The following is a 21752-nucleotide window of genomic DNA, read 5'->3' as shown; positions in this document are numbered from 1 at the left end:
GCCGCTTTAGGCGACGTCGCAGTCAAATACGATGAAGCGCAACAATACTGCGCGGCGCAGCATACCGGGGCACGATCTCGCTGACCTCCCCAGGCGGCAGCTAAGACAGGAAGGACATAGTGCGGGTGCAGGGCGTATCGGGATGACGTCTTTGAAACGTCGAACCATCGACACGGCGCCGGGTCAATTCGGCGATGGCGGCCAACCGGCGGGCCGCAGCCTGAGCCTCGTCCCTTGCGGCTTGCTCGATCGCGCCCACCAAAGCTTCGTCGGCGACGTCGGCGAACATGTGTTTAAACATGGTTCTCAGTATGCCGCCCTGCGCAGACGATTCGGCCCGCGAGAGCGCCCCGGGCCGCCGCCTGTGGATGAAACTCGATGTGGGGATAACTCCGGCGGGCGCGCAGCCCCGTAGGTCAGCCGAGCAGATCGCTGATCGGTGCACCCGCAGCGATCTTCGCCCGCACCTTCATGACCTTGCCGGGCATCCCACCGCCGACGACGCCCACGACGACACCGTCGCGCTCGTAGTAGGCCAGGAACTTGCGGCCATCGTCCTCGACCACGTGCACGACATCAGCGGCCTCGGGCTCACCCAGCGCCTGGATCTTCACGTCGTACTGGTCGCTCCAGAAGTACGGCACGGAGACCGCGGCGGGCGCGTCCTGACCCAGCAGTGCGGGTACCAGAGCCCGCGCCTGATCGGCGACATTGCTCCAATGCTCTACCCGCACTTGGCCTTTGGTCTCATCGCGCCAGGACGCGACGTCTCCGATCGCCCAGACGTGCGGCGCACTGGCGCGGCCGGCGTGATCGCACACCACGCCGTTGTCCACCGCGATGCCGCTGCCCTCGAGCCAGTCGGTGGCCGGATGGGACCCGATGCCCACGACCACGAGGTCGGCGTCGATCTGCTCACCGTCCGACAGGGTCACCGAGCGCACCCGGGAGTCCCCGGTCACGGAATCGACGCCGACGCCGCACCGCACGTCCACGCCCTCGGCCTTGTGCAACCGCGTCACCAGGGCGCCGATCTGCTCGCCCAGCACTGATGCCAGCGGGGCCGGTTGAGGTTCGACGAGTACCACGTCGACACCCAGGGTGCGCAGGCTCGCCGCGACCTCACAGCCGATGAAGCCAGCACCGATGACCACCGCGCGACGCGCGTCCGCCGACTCACGCCGCAGCGCCAGGCTCTCGTCGACATTGCGCAGCACGTGGATGCCGGCCAGATCAGGGAACGACCGAATGCGCTTGGGCACCAGACCCGTCGCGATCACGAGCTCGTCGTAGCCGAGCTGTGAACCGTCGGCCAGCGTCACCGTCTGCGCCGCAGTGTCCACCGAGCGCGCACCGTTGCGGAGAACGAGCGTGATGTCCTTCTCCGCGTAGAAGTCGGCCGGCTTCAGCGTCGTCTCGTCGAGCTCGGCCCGCAGCACCTCCTTGGACAGAGGCGGCCGGTCGTAGGGCAGGTGCTCCTCGTCGCTGACGATGGTCACCGGCCCCGCATACTCCGCCCGGCGCAGCTGCTCAGCCGTGCGAGCCGCCGCCAAACCGCCTCCGACGATCACGACACCAGAAGTGCTCATCAGGGTGTTCTACCGCATCGGCAGGCGCCGCCGAGCGCCACCCTCAGCTCAAGGCCCGCTCGATGATGTTCGACAGGACGACGATGCTCTCGCTGCGTTCGATGTCGGCACTGGACCTGATGCGCTCGAGCGCCTCTTCGAGATGACGCATGTCGCGGGCCAGCACGTGCAGCATGGCGTCGGCCGTGCCCGTGACCGTGGCCGCACTGACCACCTCGGGGATGTCCTGCCACGCGGCACGCAGCTGGTCCGGCGCGATCGTGCCGTGGCAGAACACCTGCACGTAGGCCTCGGTCGTCCAGCCGAGCGCGGTGCGATCGACGACCGTGGTGAAGGTGCGGATCACCCCGCTGTCCAGCATGCGATCGACACGTCGTTTGACCGCGGGCGCCGAGAGGTTCACACGCTGACCGATCTCGGCGAATGTCGCACGAGCATTGTCGGCCAGCTCCGCGAGGATCCGTTCGTCGGTCTCATCCAACCGCTCAGCCACCGATTCCCCTCTCCACGCAACAAACGGCCGCCGATACGAGTTTGGCACAACAAACAGCGCGTAGACACGCAACATCTGAAGATTGATTGCGTCAGCCACCGCGAAATATCGTGCAGTCATGACGATGGACATTGCCGCCACCGCCCTCCCACTGCCCGAGACGCGGCCCCACACGACGGTCGACCGCACCGCCCGGCATCGCCGCTTCGTGATGATCCGCCCCACCCACTTCGCCGTCGACTACGTCATCAATCCGTGGATGGACCTGTCCACGCCCGTCGACACCGCACGCGCCGTTGCCCAGTGGGAAGCGTTGCGGCAGGCCTACATCGACCTCGGTCACACCGTCGACGAGGTCGATCCGGCGCCTGGCCTCCCCGACATGGTCTACGCCGCCAACGGCGCCATGACGGTCGGCGGGCGCGCTGTCGTGGCCCGCTTCGCCCACGCCGAACGCGCCGGCGAGGCACCGGCACACGCGGCCTGGATGCTCGATCACGGCTTCGTCAGCGTGCAGACCCGGCACACCAACGAAGGCCAGGGCGATCTCCTGCTCGTCGGCGCGACGATCCTCGCCGGTTACGGATTCCGCACCGACCGACGGGCCCACCACGAGGTCGCCGACCATCTCCAGGTCCCGCTCGTCAGCCTGGAACTGGTCGACCCGCGGTTCTACCACCTCGACACCGCGCTGGCCGTTCTCGACGACGAGAGCATCGCGTACTACCCGCCCGCGTTCGCCGACCACTCACTGGCCACGCTGCGCAGGCTCTATCCCCACGCCATCGAAGTCGCCAGCGCCGACGCCTACGCCCTCGGCCTCAACGTCGTCTCAGACGGCCTCAACGTCGTGATGCCCGCCGCCGCCACCGGCTTCGCCGATCAATTGCGCCAGCACGGATTCCGGCCGGTGGGCGTCGATCTGTCCGAGTTGCTCAAGGGCGGTGGCTCGGTGAAATGCTGCACCCTGGAGGTTCATTCATGACCGCGATGCATGCCCCCACCCGCACCGAGGACGCCATTGCGCTCGACAGCCGCAATGTCGCGCACAATTACGCGCCTCTGCCCGTCGTCGCCGCGCACGCTGACGGCGCCTGGATCACCGATGTCGAGGGCAGGCGCTACCTGGACTGTCTGGCTGCGTACTCGGCGGTGAACTTCGGCCACCGCCACCCCGACATCATCGCCGCCGCACACGCCCAACTGGACCGGGTGACGTTGGTGAGCCGCGCTTTTCACGCCGTGCCTCTCGCGCCGTTCTGCGCCGCACTCGCCGGACTGTGCGGCAAGGACATGGTGCTGCCGATGAACAGCGGCGCCGAAGCCGTCGAAAGCGGCATCAAGGTCGCCCGCAAATGGGGCCACGACGTCAAAGGTGTACCTGCGGACACGTCGAACATCATCGTCGCGCACAACAACTTCCACGGTCGCACCACGACGATTATCAGCTTCTCCGACGACGAGACGGCGCGGCGCGGATTCGGTCCGTACACCCCCGGCTTTCGGTCCGTCCCGTTCGGTGACGCCGACGCCCTGGCCGCCGCGATCGACGACCACACCGTCGCTGTTCTGCTCGAGCCGATTCAAGGTGAGGCCGGCATCATCGTGCCGCCCGACGGCTACCTGCAGCGGGTGCGCGCACTGTGCACCCAGCACAACGTGCTGATGATCGCCGACGAGATCCAGTCCGGTTTGGCCCGCACCGGCGCGACGTTCGCCTGCGACCACTGGGGAGTCGCGCCCGACGTCTACCTGCTGGGCAAGGCACTCGGCGGCGGGGTGGTGCCGCTGTCAGCGGTGGTCGCCGACCGTGACGTACTGGGTGTGCTGCATCCGGGCGAGCACGGGTCGACGTTCGGGGGCAACCCGTTGGCCGCCGCGATCGGCCACACCGTGGTCGAGCTGCTCGCGACCGGCGAATTCCAGCGCCGCGCAGCCGAACTCGGCGAGGTGCTGCATGCCCGGCTGACGACCCTCGTCGGCCGCGGTGTGCTGAGCGTGCGCGGCAAGGGACTGTGGGCAGGGGTGGACATCAACCCGGTGCACGGCACCGGAAAACAGATCAGCCTGAGGCTGGCCGAGCGCGGTGTGCTGGTCAAGGACACCCACGGCTCGACGCTGCGCTTCGCGCCTCCGATCGTCGTCACCGAGGACGAGATCACCCGGGCCGTACAGCAATTGGCCGAGGTGCTGGCCTAGTACTTGGCCGTGCCCCGGTCGACGGCGATCTGCGAGCCGGAGATGGTCGCCGAACCGTCGCCGGCCAGCCACGCGACCACGTCGGACACTTCCTCGGGAGTCATGAACTCCTTGAGACCCTTCTTGCCGTCGTGGTTCACCGGGTGATACGGCATCGGCGAAAAGCTGTGCAGGAAGGCGGGATACTTCCCGAAGATCTCCATCATCGCCTCCGGCTGCACCATCGGCGTGTCGATCGAATACGGATGGATCGAGTTCACCCGGATGCCGAACTCACCGGCTTCGATCGCGAGCGCGTTCGTCAGCGCCACCAGACCGTGCTTGGACGCCGCATAGTGGGCATTGCCCGGCGTCGCCTTCGTGCCGGCCGACGAGCTGACGACGATGATCGACCCGCCGTTGCCCGCCTCGATCATCGCCGGCACCGCAGCCTTGATGGTGCGCCACGTCCCGTTGAGATTGACGTCGATGACGGTGTCCCACTGCTCTTCCGACATCTCCCAGATCCGGCCCCAGCTGAGAATGCCGGCGTTGGCCACCACGATGTCGAGCCTGCCGAACTGCTCGATACCGTCAGCGACGAGCTGCTGCTGCGCGGCGAGATCTCGGATGTCGACTTCGCGGGTCAGCACCTTGCGGCCGGCCTCTTCCACCAGCCGCGCGGTCTCGGCGAGATCCTCGGCGGTGGGCATCGGATAGGTGACGGTGTCGGTGACCGCCTTGCAGACGTCGATCGCGATGATGTCGGCGCCGTCAGCGGCCAACCTGACGGCATGCGCACGGCCCTGCCCACGCGCGGCCCCGGTGATCAGCGCAACGCGCCCTTCCAGTGATGTCACCGGCTCAGGCTAACAGCAGAACTAGAACGCGTTCTAGTCCCTAGAGCTCGGCGATGATCTGCTGCCGTTTGGCGGTGTACTCGGCCTCGCTGATGGTGCCCGTCGCACGCAACGTCTCGAGTTCTTGGAGCCGCTGTGCCGTCGTCGGCTCTGCGGGTGCCATGGGTTGAACGGCAGGGGTGACCGGCACCGGCGGCGGCGCCTGCTGCGCGGCCGCCCGCCTCACGATGGCCTGCACCTGCTGACGCGCGGCAGGATTGGACCGCAGGTCGACCATGCTGTCGATGCCGATCCCGTTGGCCTTGAGTACCTGCATGATCTCCATCAGCGGCTCCACCTGGCCGGCCAGGTCATAGGTCCGGTTGTCGTCGGAGACCCAGAACGTCGCCGGCATCAGGCCACTGATCAGGGCGCTTCGCTCCCAGTCGATCTGGTAGTCGTTGGTGACCGGATCGACCAGCACCACGAGGCGGCGACTCATGATCATCGGCTGCCGACCCATCGACGCGACCACCTTGTCCTGTGTGGCGAACGGCGTGATCCCCGGCCCGGAGACCCGCAGATCGAGCTTCACCAGGGGCTGTTCGTTGATCCGCGTGTTCGTCTCGTGAATCCCGACGACCTGCGCCAGCGCGAGTACCCCGCTGGCCTCCAGCTCCTGGGTCTTGGCCGCAGCCCGAGCGCCGAAGCTGGTGATACCCAGCGCGATGAGGATGTCGACCGCGGTGATGAGCAGGCCGCCCCACAACAACCAGCTCATCATCGGGTCGCGGCCCGAGACGACATAGATCACCAGGAAGATCGGCCCGACGATGCCGCAAAGCAGCACGAATGCCTGGACCTTCAGATAGCGCCAGAGTGTCGCCACGGGTCAGATTATGACCCGATCGTTCACGCTCCGGGCGGGACCTGAACAGGATTGGCGTCGGGAACAGGGACGGGACGCTGCTGCACCAGCCGGTACAGCGGCGCCACCCAGGCGTCGACCGACGACTGCGAGCGCGCATAGCTCGTGTGGACCGCCACTGCGGCCGGGTTCTCGGCGTCCTCGGCGTCGGGGTCATAGTCGCAGACCGCATCCCCGAGATCGCAGACGCTGATCGTGCGGGCGCCCATCACCGGGGTCAGCGGAGCCGGCGCATGGGCCAGGATCGGCCAGTCCTGCGCGACACCCTTGCCACGTCCCGGTATAGAGCTGACCGAACCCAGGTTCAGCGTCGGATCTGCAGGCAGGCGGTCACCGTCGGCGACCAGCAGGGCGGCGGCGAGGTTGGGGCTGGGCTCCAGTGCGGCCAGGTTGCGGTGCACGACCATCGCGCCCTGCGAATAGCCGGCGAGCACCACCTGCGTCGTCGGGCACTGTGCGACGAACGCGGCATACTGCGCGCCGAGCGCAGTCGCGCCGGTGTCGACGCTGCCCATGAAGCCCAGCCACTCCATCGCACCGCCGTCGGCGGGCACGGGAACAGCCGGGTAGTTGACGGCTTCGGCGGTGATCGTGCGGCCGCTCTGCTGGACGAGCTGGGCGAAATCACGGTACGAGGAGTTCACGACGCGGCCCATACCGTCATCGGCGGCGATGTCGGCGGGAGTGCGCTCACCGGACCCGGCGGCGCCGATCCAGTGCACGTCAGGACATCCCGGCTGAGCCGAGGCAGTGCCGGCGGACAGGCCGATCATCGCGGCGCCGCCGACGAGCGCGGCGGCCGCAGCTGCAGCAACAGAACGAATACTCAAGAAACCGATCCCAACCTTCGACCAAAAGTGAAGGCGGCGGACCCCTCGACCGCCGCCGTGTAGTACATCGTCACCGGGCGTCGAAGCGTTACGGCTGGTGGAGACACAAAAGTGGCGCCCACCCTTTCGGGTGAGCGCCACTCTCGCAGCTTGTATCTAGATCACTTGATGATCTTGGACACGCGGCCGGCGCCGACGGTACGGCCGCCCTCGCGGATCGCGAAGCGCAGGCCCTCGTCCATGGCGACGGGCTGGATCAGCTTGACGGAGATGTCGGTGTTGTCACCGGGCATCACCATCTCGGTGCCCTCGGGCAGGGTCACCACGCCGGTCACGTCCGTGGTCCGGAAGTAGAACTGCGGACGGTAGTTGTTGAAGAACGGCGTGTGGCGGCCACCCTCGTCCTTGGACAGGATGTAGACGCTGCCCTCGAACTCGGTGTGCGGGGTGGTCGTGCCGGGCTTGACGATGACCTGGCCGCGCTCGACGTCCTCGCGCTTGATGCCACGAACCAGCAGACCGACGTTGTCGCCGGCCTGGCCCTGGTCGAGCAGCTTGCGGAACATCTCGACACCGGTGACGGTGGTCTTGGTGACGCCCGGGCGGATGCCGACGATCTCGACTTCCTCGTTCACGTTGATCACGCCGCGCTCCACACGACCGGTGACCACGGTGCCGCGGCCGGTGATGGTGAAGACGTCCTCGACGGGCATCAGGAACGGCTTGTCGGTCTCGCGGACCGGATCCGGGATCGACTCGTCCACGGCCTCCATGAGCTCCTGGACCGACTTGACCCACTTCTCGTCGCCCTCGAGCGCCTTGAGCGCCGAGACGCGCACGACCGGGGCGTCCTCGTCGAAGTCCTGAGCGGCCAGCAGTTCGCGGACCTCCATCTCGACGAGCTCGAGGAGCTCCTCGTCGTCGACCATGTCGGACTTGTTCAGCGCGACCAGGATGTAGGGCACGCCGACCTGACGGGCGAGCAGCACGTGCTCGCGCGTCTGCGGCATCGGGCCGTCGGTGGCGGCGACCACGAGGATGGCGCCGTCCATCTGCGCGGCACCGGTGATCATGTTCTTGATGTAGTCAGCGTGACCGGGGGCGTCGACGTGCGCGTAGTGACGCTTCTCGGTCTGGTACTCCACGTGGGAGATGTTGATCGTGATACCGCGCTGACGCTCCTCGGGCGCATTGTCGATCTGGTCGAATGCGCGCGACTCGTTCAAATCGGGGTACTGGTCGTGCAGCACCTTGGTGATTGCTGCGGTCAGCGTGGTCTTGCCGTGGTCAACGTGACCGATGGTCCCGATGTTGACGTGCGGCTTCGTCCGCTCGAACTTCGCCTTCGCCACTTCTGTGTCCTCCTGGACTTGTTGGTGCTCTTACTTAAGCAGGGTTTGATCTTTGCAGTTGTGGTTCACCGCACCGGCGGCAGGTCAGACTACTGAACGGTACCGATGAGGCCGTTCACTTCGTTCACTGACCTGTCGCCTTCGCGATGATCTCCTTCGACACGTTCGCCGGAACTTCGGCGTACGAGTCGAACACCATGGAGTAGTTGGCCCGGCCCTGGGTCTTCGACCGGAGGTCGCCGACGTAGCCGAACATCTCCGACAGCGGCACCTGCGCCTTGACGACACGCGCACCGCTGCGCTCCTCCATGGCCTGGATCTGACCACGGCGGGAGTTCAGGTCGCCGATCACGTCACCCATGTAGTCCTCGGGTGTCGTGACCTCGACGGCCATGATGGGCTCGAGAATGACGGGCTGCGCAGCCTGCGCGGCCTTCTTGAGCACCTGCGAGCCGGCCACCTTGAACGCCATTTCCGACGAGTCGACCTCGTGGAAGGCGCCGTCGAGCAAGGTGACCTTGATGTTCACCAGCGGGTAGCCGGCCAGCACGCCGTACTGCATGGCGTCCTGGGCGCCGGCGTCCACCGACGGGATGTACTCACGCGGGATGCGGCCACCGGTGACCTTGTTCTCGAACTCGTAGGTCGCACCGTCCTCGCCGCTGAACGGCTCGAGGTCGATGAGCACCTTCGCGAACTGGCCGGAGCCACCCGTCTGCTTCTTGTGGGTGAACTCGACCTTCTCCACCTTGCGGCGGATGGTCTCGCGGTAGGCCACCTGCGGCTTGCCGACGTTGGCCTCGACCTTGAACTCGCGACGCATCCGGTCGACGAGGATGTCGAGGTGGAGCTCGCCCATGCCGCCGATGACGGTCTGGCCGGTCTCCTGATCGAGGTGCACCTTGAAGGTGGGGTCCTCTTCGGCGAGCTTCTGGATCGCGGTGCCCAGCTTCTCCTGGTCGCTCTTGGTCTTGGGTTCGATCGCGACCTCGATGACCGGGTCCGGGAACGTCATCGACTCGAGGACGATCTGGTTGTTCGGGTCGCTCAGGGTGTCACCGGTGGTGGTGTCCTTGAGCCCGATCACGGCGTAGATGTGGCCGGCGGAGGCCGTCTCGACCGGGTTCTCCTTGTTGGAGTGCATCTGGAACAGCTTGCCGAGCCGCTCCTTCTTGCCCTTGGTCGAGTTCACGACCTGCGAGCCCGAGTCGACCTTGCCGGAGTACACGCGGACATAGGTCAGCTTGCCGAAGAACGGGTGGGTGGCCACCTTGAACGCCAGACCCGAGAACGGCTCGTCGGCCGACGGCTTGCGCGAGATGACCTCGTCTTCCTTACCGGGGACGTGTCCCTCGGCAGCCGGCACGTCGAGCGGGTTCGGCAGGTAGTCGATGACGGCGTCGAGCATGGGCTGCACACCCTTGTTCTTGAACGCCGACCCGCACAGCACCGGGTAGCCCTGGCTGGAGATCGTCAGCTTGCGCAGACCGCTCTTGATCTCGTCGATCGTGAGCTCTTCGCCGCCCAGGTACTTCTCCATCAGGTCGTCGTCGGTCTCGGCGACGGCCTCGATCATGGCGGTGCGGTACTCCTCGGCCTTCTCCTGCAGGTCGGCCGGGATGTCCACGGTGTCGTACTTCTCGCCGAGCTTCGTCTCGCCGCGCCACACCTTGGCCTTCATCTCGACCAGGTCGACGACGCCCTCGAAGTCACCTTCGGAGCCGATCGGCAGCTGGATCGGGACGACGTTCGCGCCGAGGCGGTCCTTCATCGTCTGCACCGAGAAGTAGAAGTCGGCGCCGAGCTTGTCCATCTTGTTGACGAAGCAGATACGCGGGACGTCGTACTTGTCGGCCTGGCGCCACACCTGCTCGGACTGGGGCTCCACGCCCTCCTTGCCGTCGAACACGGCAACGGCACCGTCGAGCACGCGCAGCGAACGCTCCACCTCGACGGTGAAGTCGACGTGGCCGGGGGTGTCGATGATGTTGATCTGGTTGTCGTTCCAGAAGCAGGTGGTCGCAGCCGAGGTGATCGTGATACCCCGCTCCTGCTCCTGCTCCATCCAGTCCATCGTGGCCGCGCCGTCGTGCACCTCACCGATCTTGTAGCTGATACCGGTGTAGAAGAGAATGCGCTCGGTCGTCGTCGTCTTGCCGGCATCGATGTGCGCCATGATGCCGATGTTGCGGACCTTCGTGAGGTCGGTCAGCACGTCCTGTGCCACGGCTAAATTCCCACTCTTTCGCTTGCTTGGTTGCTGTCGTCTTGCACCACCCTCGGCAGCACTGCCGGGGGTGCTAAATCACCAGCGGTAATGCGCGAAGGCGCGGTTGGCCTCAGCCATCTTGTGGGTGTCCTCGCGGCGCTTGACCGCGGCACCCAGACCGTTACTGGCGTCGAGGATCTCGTTGGCCAGACGCTCGATCATGGTCTTCTCGCGGCGAGCCTTGGAGAAGCTGACCAGCCAACGCAGTGCCAGCGTCACCGAGCGGTCCGGACGGACCTCGACGGGAACCTGGTAGGTGGCACCACCGACGCGGCGGCTACGCACCTCGAGCGAGGGCTTGACGTTGTCCATGGCCCGCTTCAGCGTGACCACCGGATCGGTGCCGGTCTTCTCGCGAGCCTGTTCGAGCGCACCATAAACAATGCGCTCGGCCAGCGATTTCTTCCCGTCCAGCAGGACTTTGTTGACCAGCTGGGTGACCAGCTGCGACCCGTAGACCGGGTCGTTGACCAACGGACGCTTGGGCGCGGGTCCCTTGCGCGGCATCAGCTCTTCTCCTTCTTCGCGCCGTAGCGGCTGCGGGCCTGCTTGCGGTTCTTGACGCCCTGGGTGTCCAGCGACCCACGGATGATCTTGTAACGCACACCCGGGAGGTCCTTCACACGACCACCACGCACCAGCACCATCGAGTGCTCCTGCAGGTTGTGGCCCTCACCGGGGATGTAGGCGGTGACCTCGACCGAGCTGGTCAGCCGGACACGCGCGACCTTGCGCAGCGCGGAGTTCGGCTTCTTGGGGGTCGTGGTGTACACGCGGGTGCACACGCCGCGACGCTGGGGGCTCCCCTTCAGCGCCGCGGTCTTCACCTTGGCGACCTTGTCGTGGCGACCCTTGCGGACCAGCTGGTTGATCGTTGGCATGTACCGGCTTCCTGTGTTGCTTTCGTCTTCTATAAGTTTCGTGTTGCGGGCTACCCCGCATCCGGGCGTGTCGCATGCGGCCGCCGCGTGTTCTCGGAGTATTTTCCAAGGCACCGCGGCGCTAGACATGCGAAGTTGCCCAGCGTGCAGGCGTGCTCGAGGCCTGAGAAAGCCTCAAGCGCCTAGTCTGCCAGGCACGACGGTCCACGATACCAGGGCCCGCGACCTCGACAAAACCCGCTGACCTGCGCACCTGCGATGATGTGTCACCGATGCCGCATACCGGCGGCCAACCGCATGACCATATCGCTGAACACCGCGTCGGTGTCGATACCGGTCATCACCCCGGTCATCTCCAGAAGCACGAACCCGTGCATCGCCGACCAGAACTCCAGCGCCGCGTAGAACGCCGACTCCTCGGTCAGCCCGTAGGTCGACAGCACGGAGATGACGGGCGCCGCGGCGTCATGGGTGGCAGCGGTGAACTCCGGATCGTCGCCGCCGAGCGGCATCCGCGTGAACGCCGAATAGCGGCCCGGGTGATGGTGGGCGTAGCTGCGATAGGCGCCGGCCATCACCATCACCGCGTCGTCAGGGGTCCGGCCCTGCCCCACCGTATTGAGCATCTCGATGATGTCGCCCACCACCCGCATCCGCACCGACCGGCGCAGATCGTCGAGGCTGTGCACGTGGTTGTAGAGCGACGGACCCTTGGTGCCGAGCTGATTGGCCAGCGCATTGATGGTCAGCGCATCCCAGCCCTCGCGATCGAGGAACGTCAACGCGGCGTTGACGATGGCTTCACGGCTCAGCCTCGCCGTACGCGGCGGCCGAGTAGCCATCTCGTCGTTCCCCCTTCGCGCCCGTGTACCCGGGTCGACGAGAGACTCTAGTTCACGCGGTCCTGGCTGAGCTGCGCAAGCTGCCCCACGATCGTGCACAGATCCGGCAGGGTCTCGGAGTTCAGGGTCTGGATGGACCAGGTGATCACATCGCCTCCCTTGGCCACGTAGATGCTGCACGCCGAGTCGTCATACGCCTTGAACCCCTTGTTGCCGTCCAGCGACAACTCCGTCAGGGTGCGGCCGGCCTGCTGCTCCAGTTGCCGCTCGGTGTCCATGTCACTGCCGCGGTACCACCAGGTCGAGATGCCCATGCCGGCGCCGACGTCGCCGATCATCGAGTTCTCCTGCCAGAAGCATCCGGTGTCGCTGACCAGGGCGCGGGTGAACAGGTTCCCCCCGGCCGCGGCGGCGACGTCGGAATCCGAGATGCCGTTGCAGTCGGCGCTGCGGAATCCGCCGCTCGACGACGAGCCGGCGTCTGCGGGCTGTACCGGCTCGGCGGGTCCGCCGCATGCGACCAGCGCCCAAGAGACGGTGAAGGCCAGGCCAAGGCCGGCCAGGGCGCGCGTGATGGTCACGTCACATGTCCGAGCGCAGGGTCGCCGTCAACAGCTTCACCGCATCGACGCACGGATCGCCGGTCTTGCGGCCGCGGTACTGCACCCACCAGCTCAGCACGCCGGTGCCCGCTGCCGCGGTCGCCGAGCACGCCGCTCCCGTGACGTCGCGGCGCGCCGAGAACGCCTGATGCCGTTCCAGCACAGTGTCTTTGACGACGGCACCGCGCGCAGCGGCCACCTCGCGCTCGCGGGCGAGCGAGCCGGTGTCGAACCAGGAGAACGTCACGTCCACCGTGACCGCCCCCGGCCGGGACAGGATGTACTGGCACACCGCCCCGCTGAACGGTCGGATCACGTCGTCGGCACCGAGGGTCGCCTGCACCGTGCTGTCGTCGAGCAGACCGCAGCGATCGTCGACGTATCCGTAGGAACGATCGGGGTCGGGGACCGATCCCTCCTGGCGCTGCGCGACACCGCCCACCGTGTGCGCGCAACCACCCGCCGTCGCCGTCACGAGGACACCGGCGACAGCAACGGTGAGGGCACTCACCACACGTCGGCTCACACGCTGGCACATCGCAGCTCACGCTACCCAGCGCAACTCGCTGTGGCGACTCGCTCGACGTCGTAGGCTGCCGGGGTGACCACAACGGGACGAGTGTTGGCCGCGGGCGTGCTCACGGTGTCCGCCGTGCTGATCGCCGCGCCGAGCGCGCAGGCAGAGAACGGTGACACCCACATCACCGGCCAGGGCGTGACACGCACCATGGACTGCAACAACGCGACGCTGATCGTGGTGGGCACGGGAAATTACATCAACGCGCTCGGAACCTGCTGGGCGGTGACGGTGCAGGGGTCGAGCAACGTCATCGTCGCCGACAACGTCATCAACGACATCACCGTGTACGGATACGACCAGGCGGTGTTCTACAAGAACGGGTCGCCGGTGGTGTGGGACCGCGGCCGCGAACTGGGGATGACAAATCGCGTCGATCGGGTACCCGCGTAGCCGTGAAGCGACTTCTCCTCGGCGGGGCCGCGCTCTGCGCGGCCACCCTCGGTCTCTCGGCGTGCGGTTCCACCAGCTCCGACACCGATCAGCCCACGGCGACAGCCGGTTCATCGGGCGCGCAGATCGAGATCGGCAACACGATCAACTACGGCTCGTTGGGGACGACGGCCGACCTGGACTGCGCCGACGGCAAGTCCCTCAACGTCGGCGGATCGAACAACACGCTGACGGTCACGGGGACCTGCGCGAACGTGAACATCGGCGGGGCCGACAACAAGATCACCTTCGATCGGGTCGACAAGGAACTGTCCGTGGTGGGGATCAACAACACGGTCACCTACCGGGACGGCGATCCGAAGGTCAACGACACCGGTAGCAACAACACCATCAGCAAGGGCTGATCCCGCGTCGGCGCGGCTAGGCGCTGGCCCCGTGCCGACCCGCGCCCGCCGCGAAACGCGCTGCCCCATCCAGGGATTCCGCGGCGACCCGCGACATGCTGCCGAACTCGACGTCCATGGCGTCGGCCTCCGAGAGTCCCCACTGGCGCAGCGCCGAGAGCCGGTCGTTGCGCATGCACTGCTGCGGAAGGCGGGCCAGCTGCGCAGCGAGGTCCTCTGCCGCAGCGCGGGCCTGCCCCGTCGGGACGACCCGACTGGCCAGCCCGATGGCCAGCGCCTCGTCGGCATCGACCGCCCGTCCGGTCAGAATCAGGTCCATCGCCCGGCTCTGGCCGATCAGCCGGGGCAGGCGCACCGTGCCGCCGTCGATCAGCGGCACCCCCCACCGCCGGCAGAACACGCCCATCACGGCGTCCTGTTCGACCACCCGTAGATCGCACCACAGCGCGAGCTCCAAGCCGCCGGCCACCGCGTGGCCGCTCACGGCGGCGATCACCGGCTTGGACAGCACCATGCGACTCGGACCCATCGGGCCCGGGCCGCTGCGATGCACCGCGTTGGCCTCGGGTGTTCCGAACGCCTTGAGATCTGCTCCGGCACAGAAGGTTCCGCTGTCGCCCCACAGCACAGCCACCGCGGCGCTGTCGTCGCGGTCGAACTCGTCGAAGGCCGTGTACAGCGCCGCCGCCGCGGGGCCGTTGACCGCGTTACGGGCGTGCGGGCGGTTCATGATGACCGTGGTGACCGGGCCGTTCTTCTCGACCCGCACTCCTGAAGTCGTGTCACTCATGTTGCCTCCATGATCTCCTCGTGACGCCGGGCGGCCAGTTCCGCGGCGAAGTCCTGATAGGCGGCCCGCAGCGCCGCGCCCGGCCAGCCCGCCGGCACGAGGTCTGCGGGCAGTACCGGGTCGGTGCGCAGATGCCGCACGATGCCCGCGGCCGCCGTGAAGCGAGCCGGAACATCAGGGGCGGCGGCCATCTCGGCGAGCAGCTCATCGCCGTCGGCCACCCACCCCGGGAGATCCCACAGCGCCGCCGCGAGCCCCGCCGGATCGTCGTCGTGCACGCGCAGCACCCGGGTGTGCGGCCGCACATCCTCCGGTAGCTCGACATCGAGGTTGGTCGGACGCAACCACAACCCCTCACGTAGTTCACCGAACCTGCTGTCGTGCAACGCTGTTCGCATCGTCGACCGGGTGCGGGCGTCATTGCCGACGCTGGTCACCACCACCCCGATCCAGGAGCCGTCCCAAGGCCGGGTGCGCGGGTCGATCGCGTCATCCTGTCGGCGCTGCCGCGCCAGCAGCCGGTCGGACAGGCGGTAGCCATCATCGGAGCGCACCAGATCCCCCGCGCTGACCATCCTGGTCAGCGCAACCCGCACCGTCGGCTCCCTCAGATCGAAATCGGCTGTCAGGCGTAGCAATTCACTCGCCGTCGCCCATGCCGGATGCGCCCCCAGCAGCACGCTCAGCACCACCGAGCGCGCCGTCATCCGCCTCACCGGCTGAGGCATTCACACCCCCGAAGTGGCGCGCCCGTGATCGCCGTACGGTTCGTCGCGGCGGCGCACCGCCTCCCGGAAGCCGTGCTCGCGGGCCTGCGCGACGAACGCGTGCCCCTCCGGGGTGTGCCGGGCGATGCCGTCGAACACCGTGGAGATCATCGCGCTGGTGTCGACCCCCTGGCTGTAGAGGGCGCTGTTCATCGCGAGCTTGACCATGATGAGCTGGTTCACCGGCATCGCCGCGATGCGCTCGACGAGGCGCTCGGTGCGCTCGTCGAGATCCTCGGGTGCGGGCGCCTCGACCGCCAGTCCCCACTCCGCGGCCTGCGCGCCGGTGATGCAATCCCCGGTCAGCAGAAGCCTTTTCGCACGCTGATCACCGAGGCGATGCGCCCACAGGCCCGCCGCGGGCACACCCCAGACTCGGGTGGGCGGATATCCGATCTTCGCGTCGGCGGCGGCGATCACCTGGTCGGCGTGCAGCGCGATGTCGGTGCCGCCTGCCACGCAGTACCCGTGGATCTTCACCACTGTCGGCTTGTCGGCGCGCATCAGGCTGCCGAAGCCGCGCACGAACCGGCTCATCATCTGATAGTCGATCATCGGATCCCACGGCTGATCGGGCAGATGGTTGATCGCCTGCGTCTTACCCGACAGCACGGTGTCGCGATACGGACTGCCGCCACCGGCCGACGACGATCCCTCGGCATAGGCCGAGAGGTCGAACCCGGCGCAGAACCCCTCGCCCCGGCCGGAGATCAGGATGACGTGCACATTCGGATCGAGATCGGCCCGCTCGACCAAGGCCGACAACTCCAGCGGAGTGTCGGCGACGATCGCGTTGCCCTTCTCGGGCCGGTTGAACGTGATCCGGGCGACGCGGTCGGTGACCTCGTAGGTCATCGTCTTCAGGTCGTCGAAGTCCACCGGCCTGATGGCGTGAGTCATGCGCGATCCCGCTTCGCTTCTCGCTGGGAAGTCATGCCTTGACCATCGCGCGCTCGAGGATCGGCGCGAGATCCAGCCCGGTGGGCAGCGTGCCGAACGCGCCGCCCCACTGCCCGCCCATCCGGGTGGCCAGGAACGCTTCGGCGACCGCCGGGTGCCCGTGCCGGACCAGCAGCGCGCCCTGCAGGGCCAGCGCGATGTCCTCGGCGACCTGGCGGGCCCGGTACTGGATCGTCACTGGATCGAAGTCACCGAGCGACTGCCGAAGGCTCGTCACGTGCGCATCCTGCCGCGGATCGTGTCCCGCGGTCGCAGCCAGTTCGTCGAACAGCACGTCGATGCACTCGGGTCGGGTTGCCATGGCGCGCAACGTATCCAGCGCGCTCACGTTGCCCGAACCCTCCCAGATCCCCATCAACGGCGCCTCACGGTAGAGCCGCGGCATGCCCGAGTCCTCGACGTAGCCGTTGCCGCCCAGGCACTCCATCGCCTCGGCGGCATGCGGCGTCGCCCGCTTGCAGACCCAGTACTTGGCGGCGGCCAGTCCGATCCGGCGCAGCAGCGTCTCCCGTTCGTCGCCGCGCACGGCGTGATCGGTGGCACCGGCCATTCGCATCGCGAGCATCGTCGCCGCCTCGGCCTCCACGGCGAGATCGGCCAGCACGTTGCGCATCAGCGGCTGATCGATCAGATACGCACCGAATGCCTTGCGGTGCTGGGCGTGGTGAATGGCCCGCATCAAACCGGTCCGCATGCTCGTCGCGCTACCCAACGTGCAATCCAATCGCGTCAGGTTGACCATCTCGATGATGGTCGGCACCCCGCGGCCCTCCTCCCCGACCAGCCAGGCCGTCGCGCCGTCGTATTCGACCTCGCTGGAGGCATTCGCATGGTTGCCGAGCTTGTCCTTGAGCCGCTGCAGGAACATCCGGTTGCGACTGCCGTCGGGCAGCACCCGCGGCAGCAGGAAGCAGCTCAAGCCGCGCGGAGCCTGGGCGAGCACCAGGAAGATGTCGCACATCGGAGCTGAGGTGAACCACTTGTGGCCGCGCAGCGAGTAGGTGCCATCGCCGTTCGGGGTCGCTTCAGTGGTGCCCGCGCGGACGTCGGAGCCACCTTGCTTCTCCGTCATCGACATTCCCGCGGTGATGCCGGCCTTGGTGGTGGCCATTTTCAGTTCGGGGTCGTAGACGCGGCTGGTGAGCAGAGGCTCGTAGACCGCGGCCAGATCGGAGTTGTGGCGCAGCGCGGGCACGACGGCGTAGGTCATCGAGATCGGGCAGATGTGACCGGGCTCGGGGGTCCACACCGAGGTCTTGGCCGCGCGCACGACATGCGCCCCCGCGCGGTCGTCGGCCCACGGCGCGGCGTGCAGACCGTGGCCGACGGCGACGGTCATCAACTGGTGGTAGGCGGGATCGAACTCGATCTCGTCGACCCGATTGCCCACCCGGTCGTGGGTGTGCAGCACTGGCCGGTTGCGGTCGGCGAGCTCACCCCACCGCTGCGCCTGCGAAGAACCGCCGAGCGCGCCGAGTTCGTGCACCTCGTCGGCACCCCACTGGCCGCCCTCCCGGATCAGCGCCTCGGCCAGGACGGGCGAGGCGGCGGGGTTGAAGTCCTCCAGCGGAGGGACCTGATTGGTGACGACGTGCGTGTCCATGCCCACACTGTTACATCTTTACGACGGTCACACAAGATCTGTAATAGTCGCGCGAGCGCGCCACGCGTCGTAGCGATGCAGCCCGATCAGGACCACCGCCGCCAGCGCCCAGCCCAGCAGCAGATCGATCACGTAGTGCTCGGCGCTGTAGACCAGCGTGAACGCCATGACCAGCGGATAGGCGACCAACAGAGGGCGCCAGCGCCGCTGCACCCGCGTCCACAGGAATGCGGCCAGCGCCGCGGACATGCCGGCGTGAAGCGACGGGATCGCAGCCACCAGGTTCACGCTGGCCTGCCCCTGGTCCAGCAGCGCGGTGGCCGAATGGAGGTTCAGCTTGCCCCACCCACGGCCCACGATGCGCTCGACCCATCCGTGCGCGTCGTCCTGGGTGAACTGCATCGAGCCGAGCAGACCACCGTCGGGCACGCCGCGCGCCGAGCGGAACATGCAGCCCGGCCCGGACGGCCCACCGGACACGTCACCGGGCGTGCAGCGGGCCGCGGCCCATGGCGGGGCGGCCGGCAGCAGCGCATAGATCAGCAGCGCGATCAGGTTCAGCCCGACGAACAGTCGGACGAACGCCTTCCACTCCTCCCGGTCGCGAAGCCACAGCACCCCCGCGATCACGTACGGCAGGATGAAGAACGACATGTAGACGGCGCTGATCACCACCTCCCACCACGGCGGAGTCGGCATCTTCAGGCGTTCCTGCAGCCACACCGTGGGTATCGCGCCACCGAACATCGCGCGGTCGGCGTCGGCCTGCCAGTGCCACAGCGTGGGCCGGCCGATCAGCGTGGCCGCTCCCCTGCTCAGGTCATAGGCGATGAGCACCAGCGCGAACGGCAACCAGTCGCGGATCACCGCGATCATCCGCCGTCCCTGGCCGATGCTGGCGGCCAGCAGACCGGTGCAGATGTAGACCAACAGCAGCTCGCGGTTGAACGCCAGACCGTCAGTGACCGTCCGGTACGCCACGACGGCGGCCCACACCGCGACCGCGATCCAGCGCACTATGCGCAGCCGGCCGATCCGGCGCCGCGGCGGGGTGTCGAGGTCGGGCGCGGACGCAATCGACGTCTGTTCGATTGCGGACACATGAGCCTTTCGACGCGGGAAGGGCAGGGATTCCCGGCGCCAGACTAATTAACCTCGCGGCCAGCTGCCGTTCAACATGGCGTCGGCTACGAAGTTGTGACCGTCAGGTGTGTCAGAGGTTGTCGCGCAGGAACGCGATGTCGTCCTTGCGGCCCTCGTCGGCGGTCTCGCAGATGACGGGTGCATTGGCCGCGGACACGACCGCGACCAGCAGCTGCGGATCGATCTGCCCGGTGCCGAAGTTCGCGTGCCGGTCCGCACCCGATCCGGCCGCATCGCGCGAGTCGTTGCAGTGCACCAGGTCGATGCGGCCGGTGATGGACTTGATGCGCTCGACGGCGTCGATCAGGGCCTCGCCGGCCGCCCAGGCGTGGCACGTGTCCAGGCAGAAGCCGATGCCCTTGTCCCCGATGTGGTCCCACAGCCGGCCGATGGTGTCGAAATGCCGGGCCATCGCGTGGTCGCCGCCCGCGGTGTTCTCGAGGTAGACCGGAACGTCGGTCTCGAGATAGTCCAGCGCCTTCACCCAGCGTTCGAAGCCGGCATCCATGTCGTTGTCGTCGGCGTGGCCGCCGTGCACGATCACCGCGGTGGCGCCGACCTCGGCGGCCGCATCGCAGGTGTCCTGCAGGATCTTGCGCGACGGGATGCGCACCCGGTTGTTCGCCGACGCCACGTTGATCAGGTACGGCGCATGCACGTAGATCGGTGTGCTCGCCGCCCGCAGCGCCTCGGCGTCCTCGCGTGGTTTCGGCTTCTTCCAGCTCTGCGGGTTGCCGAGGAAGAACTGGACGACGTCGGCGCCGTCAGCGGCCGCCGCTGCCAGGGGGTCGTCACCGTGGACGTGGGATCCGATGAGCACGCCGCCGAGTCTAAACGCGGCGTCAGACAGGGGTGCGAAGCGGCGAATTGGGGAAAGGTAAGGGCATGGCGTCGCAGACGGAATACGACCTGGTGGTCATCGGCTCGGGCCCCGGAGGGCAGAAGGCGGCGGTGGCCGCAGCCAAACTCGGCAAGTCCGTCGCGGTGATCGAACGCGGCTGGATGCTGGGCGGGGTGTGCGTCAACACCGGGACGATCCCGTCGAAGACGCTGCGCGAGGCCGTCATCTACCTGACGGGGATGAATCAGCGCGAGCTGTACGGCACCAGCTACCGGGTCAAGGAGCACATCACCACCGATGACCTCCATCAGCGCACCCAGCACGTCATCACGCGGGAGATCGACGTGGTCCGCTCCCAGCTGATTCGCAACCGGATCGACCTGTTCACCGGACACGGTCGCTTCGTCGACCCGCACACCGTCATCGTGGAGAACGACAACGACAGCGAGCACATCACGGTCAGCGCCGAGAACATCGTGATCGCCACCGGCACCAAACCGGCCCGGCCCGACGACATCGAGTTCGACGGCGAGCACGTGCTCGACTCCGACGGAATCCTCGGGCTCAAGAAGGTGCCGCTGTCGATGGTGGTGGTCGGCGCCGGCGTCATCGGAATCGAGTACGCCTCGATCTTCGCCGCGCTCGGCACCAAGGTCACCGTCATCGAGAAGCGCCCCTCGATGCTCGACTTCGTCGACTCCGAGATCGTCGAGGCGCTGACGTTCCACCTGCGCGACCTCGCGGTGACGTTCCGGTTCGGCGAGGAGGTCACCGGGGTGGAGATCGGCGAGAACACCACGTTGACGACGCTGGCCTCGGGCAAGCGGATCGCCGCCGACACCGTGATGTACTCGGCCGGGCGGCAGGGCTTGACCGAGACGCTGGACCTCGAGGCGGCGGGCCTGGAAGCGGACAAGCGGGGACGCCTGCAGGTCGACGACGATTTCCGCACCTCGGTCGACCACATCTTCGCCGTCGGCGATGTCATCGGGTTCCCGGCGCTCGCCGCGACCTCGATGGACCAGGGGCGCCTGGCGGCCTACCACGCGTTCGACGAACCGGCCAACGACATGACGGCACTGCAGCCGATCGGGATTTACACGATTCCCGAGGTGTCGTTCGTCGGCGCCACCGAGGCCGAACTGACCGAGAAGTCGGTGCCGTACGAATTCGGGGTGGCCCGCTACCGCGAGTTGGCCCGTGGGCAGATCGCCGGCGATTCTCACGGCATGCTCAAGCTGCTGGTTTCCACCGAAGACCGGAAGTTGTTGGGAATCCACATCTTCGGCAGTAATGCCACCGAGCTGATCCACATCGGGCAGGCCGTGATGGGCTGTGGGGGCACGGTCGACTATCTCGTCGACGCCGTGCTGAACTATCCGACGTTCTCCGAGGCCTACAAGATCGCCGCCCTCGACGTCACCAACAAGCTGCGCGCCGTCGAAGAGTTCCAGAAATAGAAAGAACCCCC

General features: G+C 67.1%; 24 protein-coding genes. 5 read left to right on the top strand and 19 right to left on the bottom strand.

Annotated elements, in window-relative coordinates; all coding sequences use genetic code 11:
* Positions 1 to 100: 100 nt before the first annotated feature.
* From ACZ50N_RS05425 to ACZ50N_RS05415, 3 genes are all read right to left on the bottom strand, one after another.
* Entirely contained in the window at positions 101 to 289 is a 189-nt protein-coding gene (locus ACZ50N_RS05425) for a hypothetical protein (RefSeq protein WP_464474851.1), read from the bottom strand.
* Between the two features lie 127 nt (positions 290 to 416).
* Positions 417 to 1589, bottom strand: coding sequence for an NAD(P)/FAD-dependent oxidoreductase (locus tag ACZ50N_RS05420; RefSeq protein WP_464474850.1), 1173 nt, complete (start codon positions 1587 to 1589; stop codon positions 417 to 419).
* Between the two features lie 43 nt (positions 1590 to 1632).
* A complete protein-coding gene (locus tag ACZ50N_RS05415; protein WP_464474849.1) occupies positions 1633 to 2082 on the bottom strand; it encodes an Rv2324 family transcriptional regulator in 450 nt (149 codons plus the stop codon).
* 118 nt (positions 2083 to 2200) lie between these two features.
* Here ACZ50N_RS05415 and ddaH point away from each other — a divergent pair, with 118 nt between their 5' ends.
* Positions 2201 to 3067 (top strand): dimethylargininase, encoded by an 867-nt coding sequence (ddaH, locus tag ACZ50N_RS05410; protein WP_464474848.1) that lies wholly within the window; start codon positions 2201 to 2203, stop codon positions 3065 to 3067.
* On the top strand, positions 3064 to 4281 hold the full coding sequence (rocD, locus tag ACZ50N_RS05405) for an ornithine--oxo-acid transaminase (protein ID WP_464474847.1): 1218 nt from the start codon (positions 3064 to 3066) through the stop codon (positions 4279 to 4281). The genes ddaH and rocD overlap by 4 nt, the downstream gene beginning before the upstream one ends.
* Here the strand turns inward: rocD and ACZ50N_RS05400 are convergent.
* The 10 genes from ACZ50N_RS05400 to ACZ50N_RS05355 form a co-directional block, all read right to left on the bottom strand.
* Positions 4278 to 5111: a mycofactocin-coupled SDR family oxidoreductase gene (locus ACZ50N_RS05400; RefSeq protein ID WP_464475595.1), complete on the bottom strand. Its 834-nt coding sequence runs from the start codon at positions 5109 to 5111 to the stop codon at positions 4278 to 4280. The two genes, rocD and ACZ50N_RS05400, sit on opposite strands and share 4 nt — an antisense overlap.
* A 49-nt stretch (positions 5112 to 5160) precedes the next feature.
* Complete coding sequence (locus ACZ50N_RS05395; RefSeq protein ID WP_464474846.1) at positions 5161 to 5988, bottom strand: SHOCT domain-containing protein; 828 nt, start codon at positions 5986 to 5988, stop codon at positions 5161 to 5163.
* Positions 5989 to 6011: 23 nt separating this feature from the next.
* A complete protein-coding gene (locus tag ACZ50N_RS05390) occupies positions 6012 to 6800 on the bottom strand; it encodes a cutinase family protein (protein WP_046361139.1) in 789 nt (262 codons plus the stop codon).
* Between the two features lie 218 nt (positions 6801 to 7018).
* Positions 7019 to 8209, bottom strand: coding sequence for an elongation factor Tu (gene tuf, locus ACZ50N_RS05385; RefSeq protein WP_046361109.1), 1191 nt, complete (start codon positions 8207 to 8209; stop codon positions 7019 to 7021).
* Between the two features lie 124 nt (positions 8210 to 8333).
* Positions 8334 to 10385 carry an elongation factor G gene (gene fusA / locus ACZ50N_RS05380; RefSeq protein WP_236694397.1) on the bottom strand — a complete coding sequence of 684 codons (2052 nt, stop codon included), beginning with the start codon at positions 10383 to 10385 and terminating at the stop codon, positions 8334 to 8336.
* 129 nt (positions 10386 to 10514) lie between these two features.
* Positions 10515 to 10985, bottom strand: coding sequence for a 30S ribosomal protein S7 (gene rpsG / locus ACZ50N_RS05375; RefSeq protein WP_011895901.1), 471 nt, complete (start codon positions 10983 to 10985; stop codon positions 10515 to 10517).
* Positions 10985 to 11359, bottom strand: coding sequence for a 30S ribosomal protein S12 (gene rpsL, locus ACZ50N_RS05370; RefSeq protein ID WP_046361107.1), 375 nt, complete (start codon positions 11357 to 11359; stop codon positions 10985 to 10987). Before rpsL ends, rpsG begins: the two co-directional genes overlap by 1 nt.
* Positions 11360 to 11625: 266 nt before the next feature.
* The gene (locus tag ACZ50N_RS05365) at positions 11626 to 12201 is read right to left on the bottom strand and encodes a TetR/AcrR family transcriptional regulator (RefSeq protein WP_046361106.1); all 576 of its coding nucleotides are present in this window, start codon (positions 12199 to 12201) and stop codon (positions 11626 to 11628) included.
* A 47-nt stretch (positions 12202 to 12248) separates the two neighbouring features.
* Positions 12249 to 12782, bottom strand: coding sequence for a DUF3558 family protein (locus tag ACZ50N_RS05360; protein WP_464474845.1), 534 nt, complete (start codon positions 12780 to 12782; stop codon positions 12249 to 12251).
* A 1-nt stretch (position 12783) separates the two neighbouring features.
* Positions 12784 to 13341 carry a DUF3558 domain-containing protein gene (locus tag ACZ50N_RS05355; RefSeq protein WP_073682519.1) on the bottom strand — a complete coding sequence of 186 codons (558 nt, stop codon included), beginning with the start codon at positions 13339 to 13341 and terminating at the stop codon, positions 12784 to 12786.
* Between the two features lie 63 nt (positions 13342 to 13404).
* Here ACZ50N_RS05355 and ACZ50N_RS05350 point away from each other — a divergent pair, with 63 nt between their 5' ends.
* Together ACZ50N_RS05350 and ACZ50N_RS05345 are read left to right on the top strand one after the other, a co-directional pair.
* Entirely contained in the window at positions 13405 to 13773 is a 369-nt protein-coding gene (locus tag ACZ50N_RS05350) for a DUF3060 domain-containing protein (protein ID WP_046361104.1), read from the top strand.
* Positions 13774 to 13775: 2 nt separating this feature from the next.
* Positions 13776 to 14177, top strand: coding sequence for a DUF3060 domain-containing protein (locus ACZ50N_RS05345; RefSeq protein ID WP_277242433.1), 402 nt, complete (start codon positions 13776 to 13778; stop codon positions 14175 to 14177).
* 16 nt (positions 14178 to 14193) lie between these two features.
* Here the strand turns inward: ACZ50N_RS05345 and ACZ50N_RS05340 are convergent, their stop codons facing one another.
* The 6 genes from ACZ50N_RS05340 to ACZ50N_RS05315 form a co-directional block, all read right to left on the bottom strand.
* Entirely contained in the window at positions 14194 to 14967 is a 774-nt protein-coding gene (locus ACZ50N_RS05340; protein ID WP_464474844.1) for a crotonase/enoyl-CoA hydratase family protein, read from the bottom strand.
* Positions 14964 to 15674, bottom strand: coding sequence for a PaaX family transcriptional regulator C-terminal domain-containing protein (locus tag ACZ50N_RS05335; protein WP_110814951.1), 711 nt, complete (start codon positions 15672 to 15674; stop codon positions 14964 to 14966). Before ACZ50N_RS05335 ends, ACZ50N_RS05340 begins: the two co-directional genes overlap by 4 nt.
* A gap of 21 nt (positions 15675 to 15695) precedes the next feature.
* Positions 15696 to 16634 carry a crotonase/enoyl-CoA hydratase family protein gene (locus ACZ50N_RS05330; RefSeq protein ID WP_046361100.1) on the bottom strand — a complete coding sequence of 313 codons (939 nt, stop codon included), beginning with the start codon at positions 16632 to 16634 and terminating at the stop codon, positions 15696 to 15698.
* Positions 16635 to 16665: 31 nt separating this feature from the next.
* Positions 16666 to 18297 (bottom strand): acyl-CoA dehydrogenase family protein, encoded by a 1632-nt coding sequence (locus ACZ50N_RS05325; RefSeq protein WP_464474843.1) that lies wholly within the window; start codon positions 18295 to 18297, stop codon positions 16666 to 16668.
* Positions 18298 to 18324: 27 nt separating this feature from the next.
* A complete protein-coding gene (locus ACZ50N_RS05320; RefSeq protein ID WP_464474842.1) occupies positions 18325 to 19398 on the bottom strand; it encodes a phosphatase PAP2 family protein in 1074 nt (357 codons plus the stop codon).
* A gap of 112 nt (positions 19399 to 19510) precedes the next feature.
* Entirely contained in the window at positions 19511 to 20260 is a 750-nt protein-coding gene (locus ACZ50N_RS05315) for a deoxyribonuclease IV (RefSeq protein WP_464474841.1), read from the bottom strand.
* A 65-nt stretch (positions 20261 to 20325) separates the two neighbouring features.
* Here ACZ50N_RS05315 and sthA point away from each other — a divergent pair, with 65 nt between their 5' ends.
* Positions 20326 to 21741: a Si-specific NAD(P)(+) transhydrogenase gene (gene sthA, locus ACZ50N_RS05310; protein WP_046361096.1), complete on the top strand. Its 1416-nt coding sequence runs from the start codon at positions 20326 to 20328 to the stop codon at positions 21739 to 21741.
* The last annotated feature ends 11 nt before the right edge of the window (positions 21742 to 21752 follow it).

Source organism: Mycolicibacterium obuense, from assembly GCF_055397605.1.
Note: the sequence above shows the minus strand (reverse complement) of the source record. Positions and strands in the feature narration are given on the sequence as shown.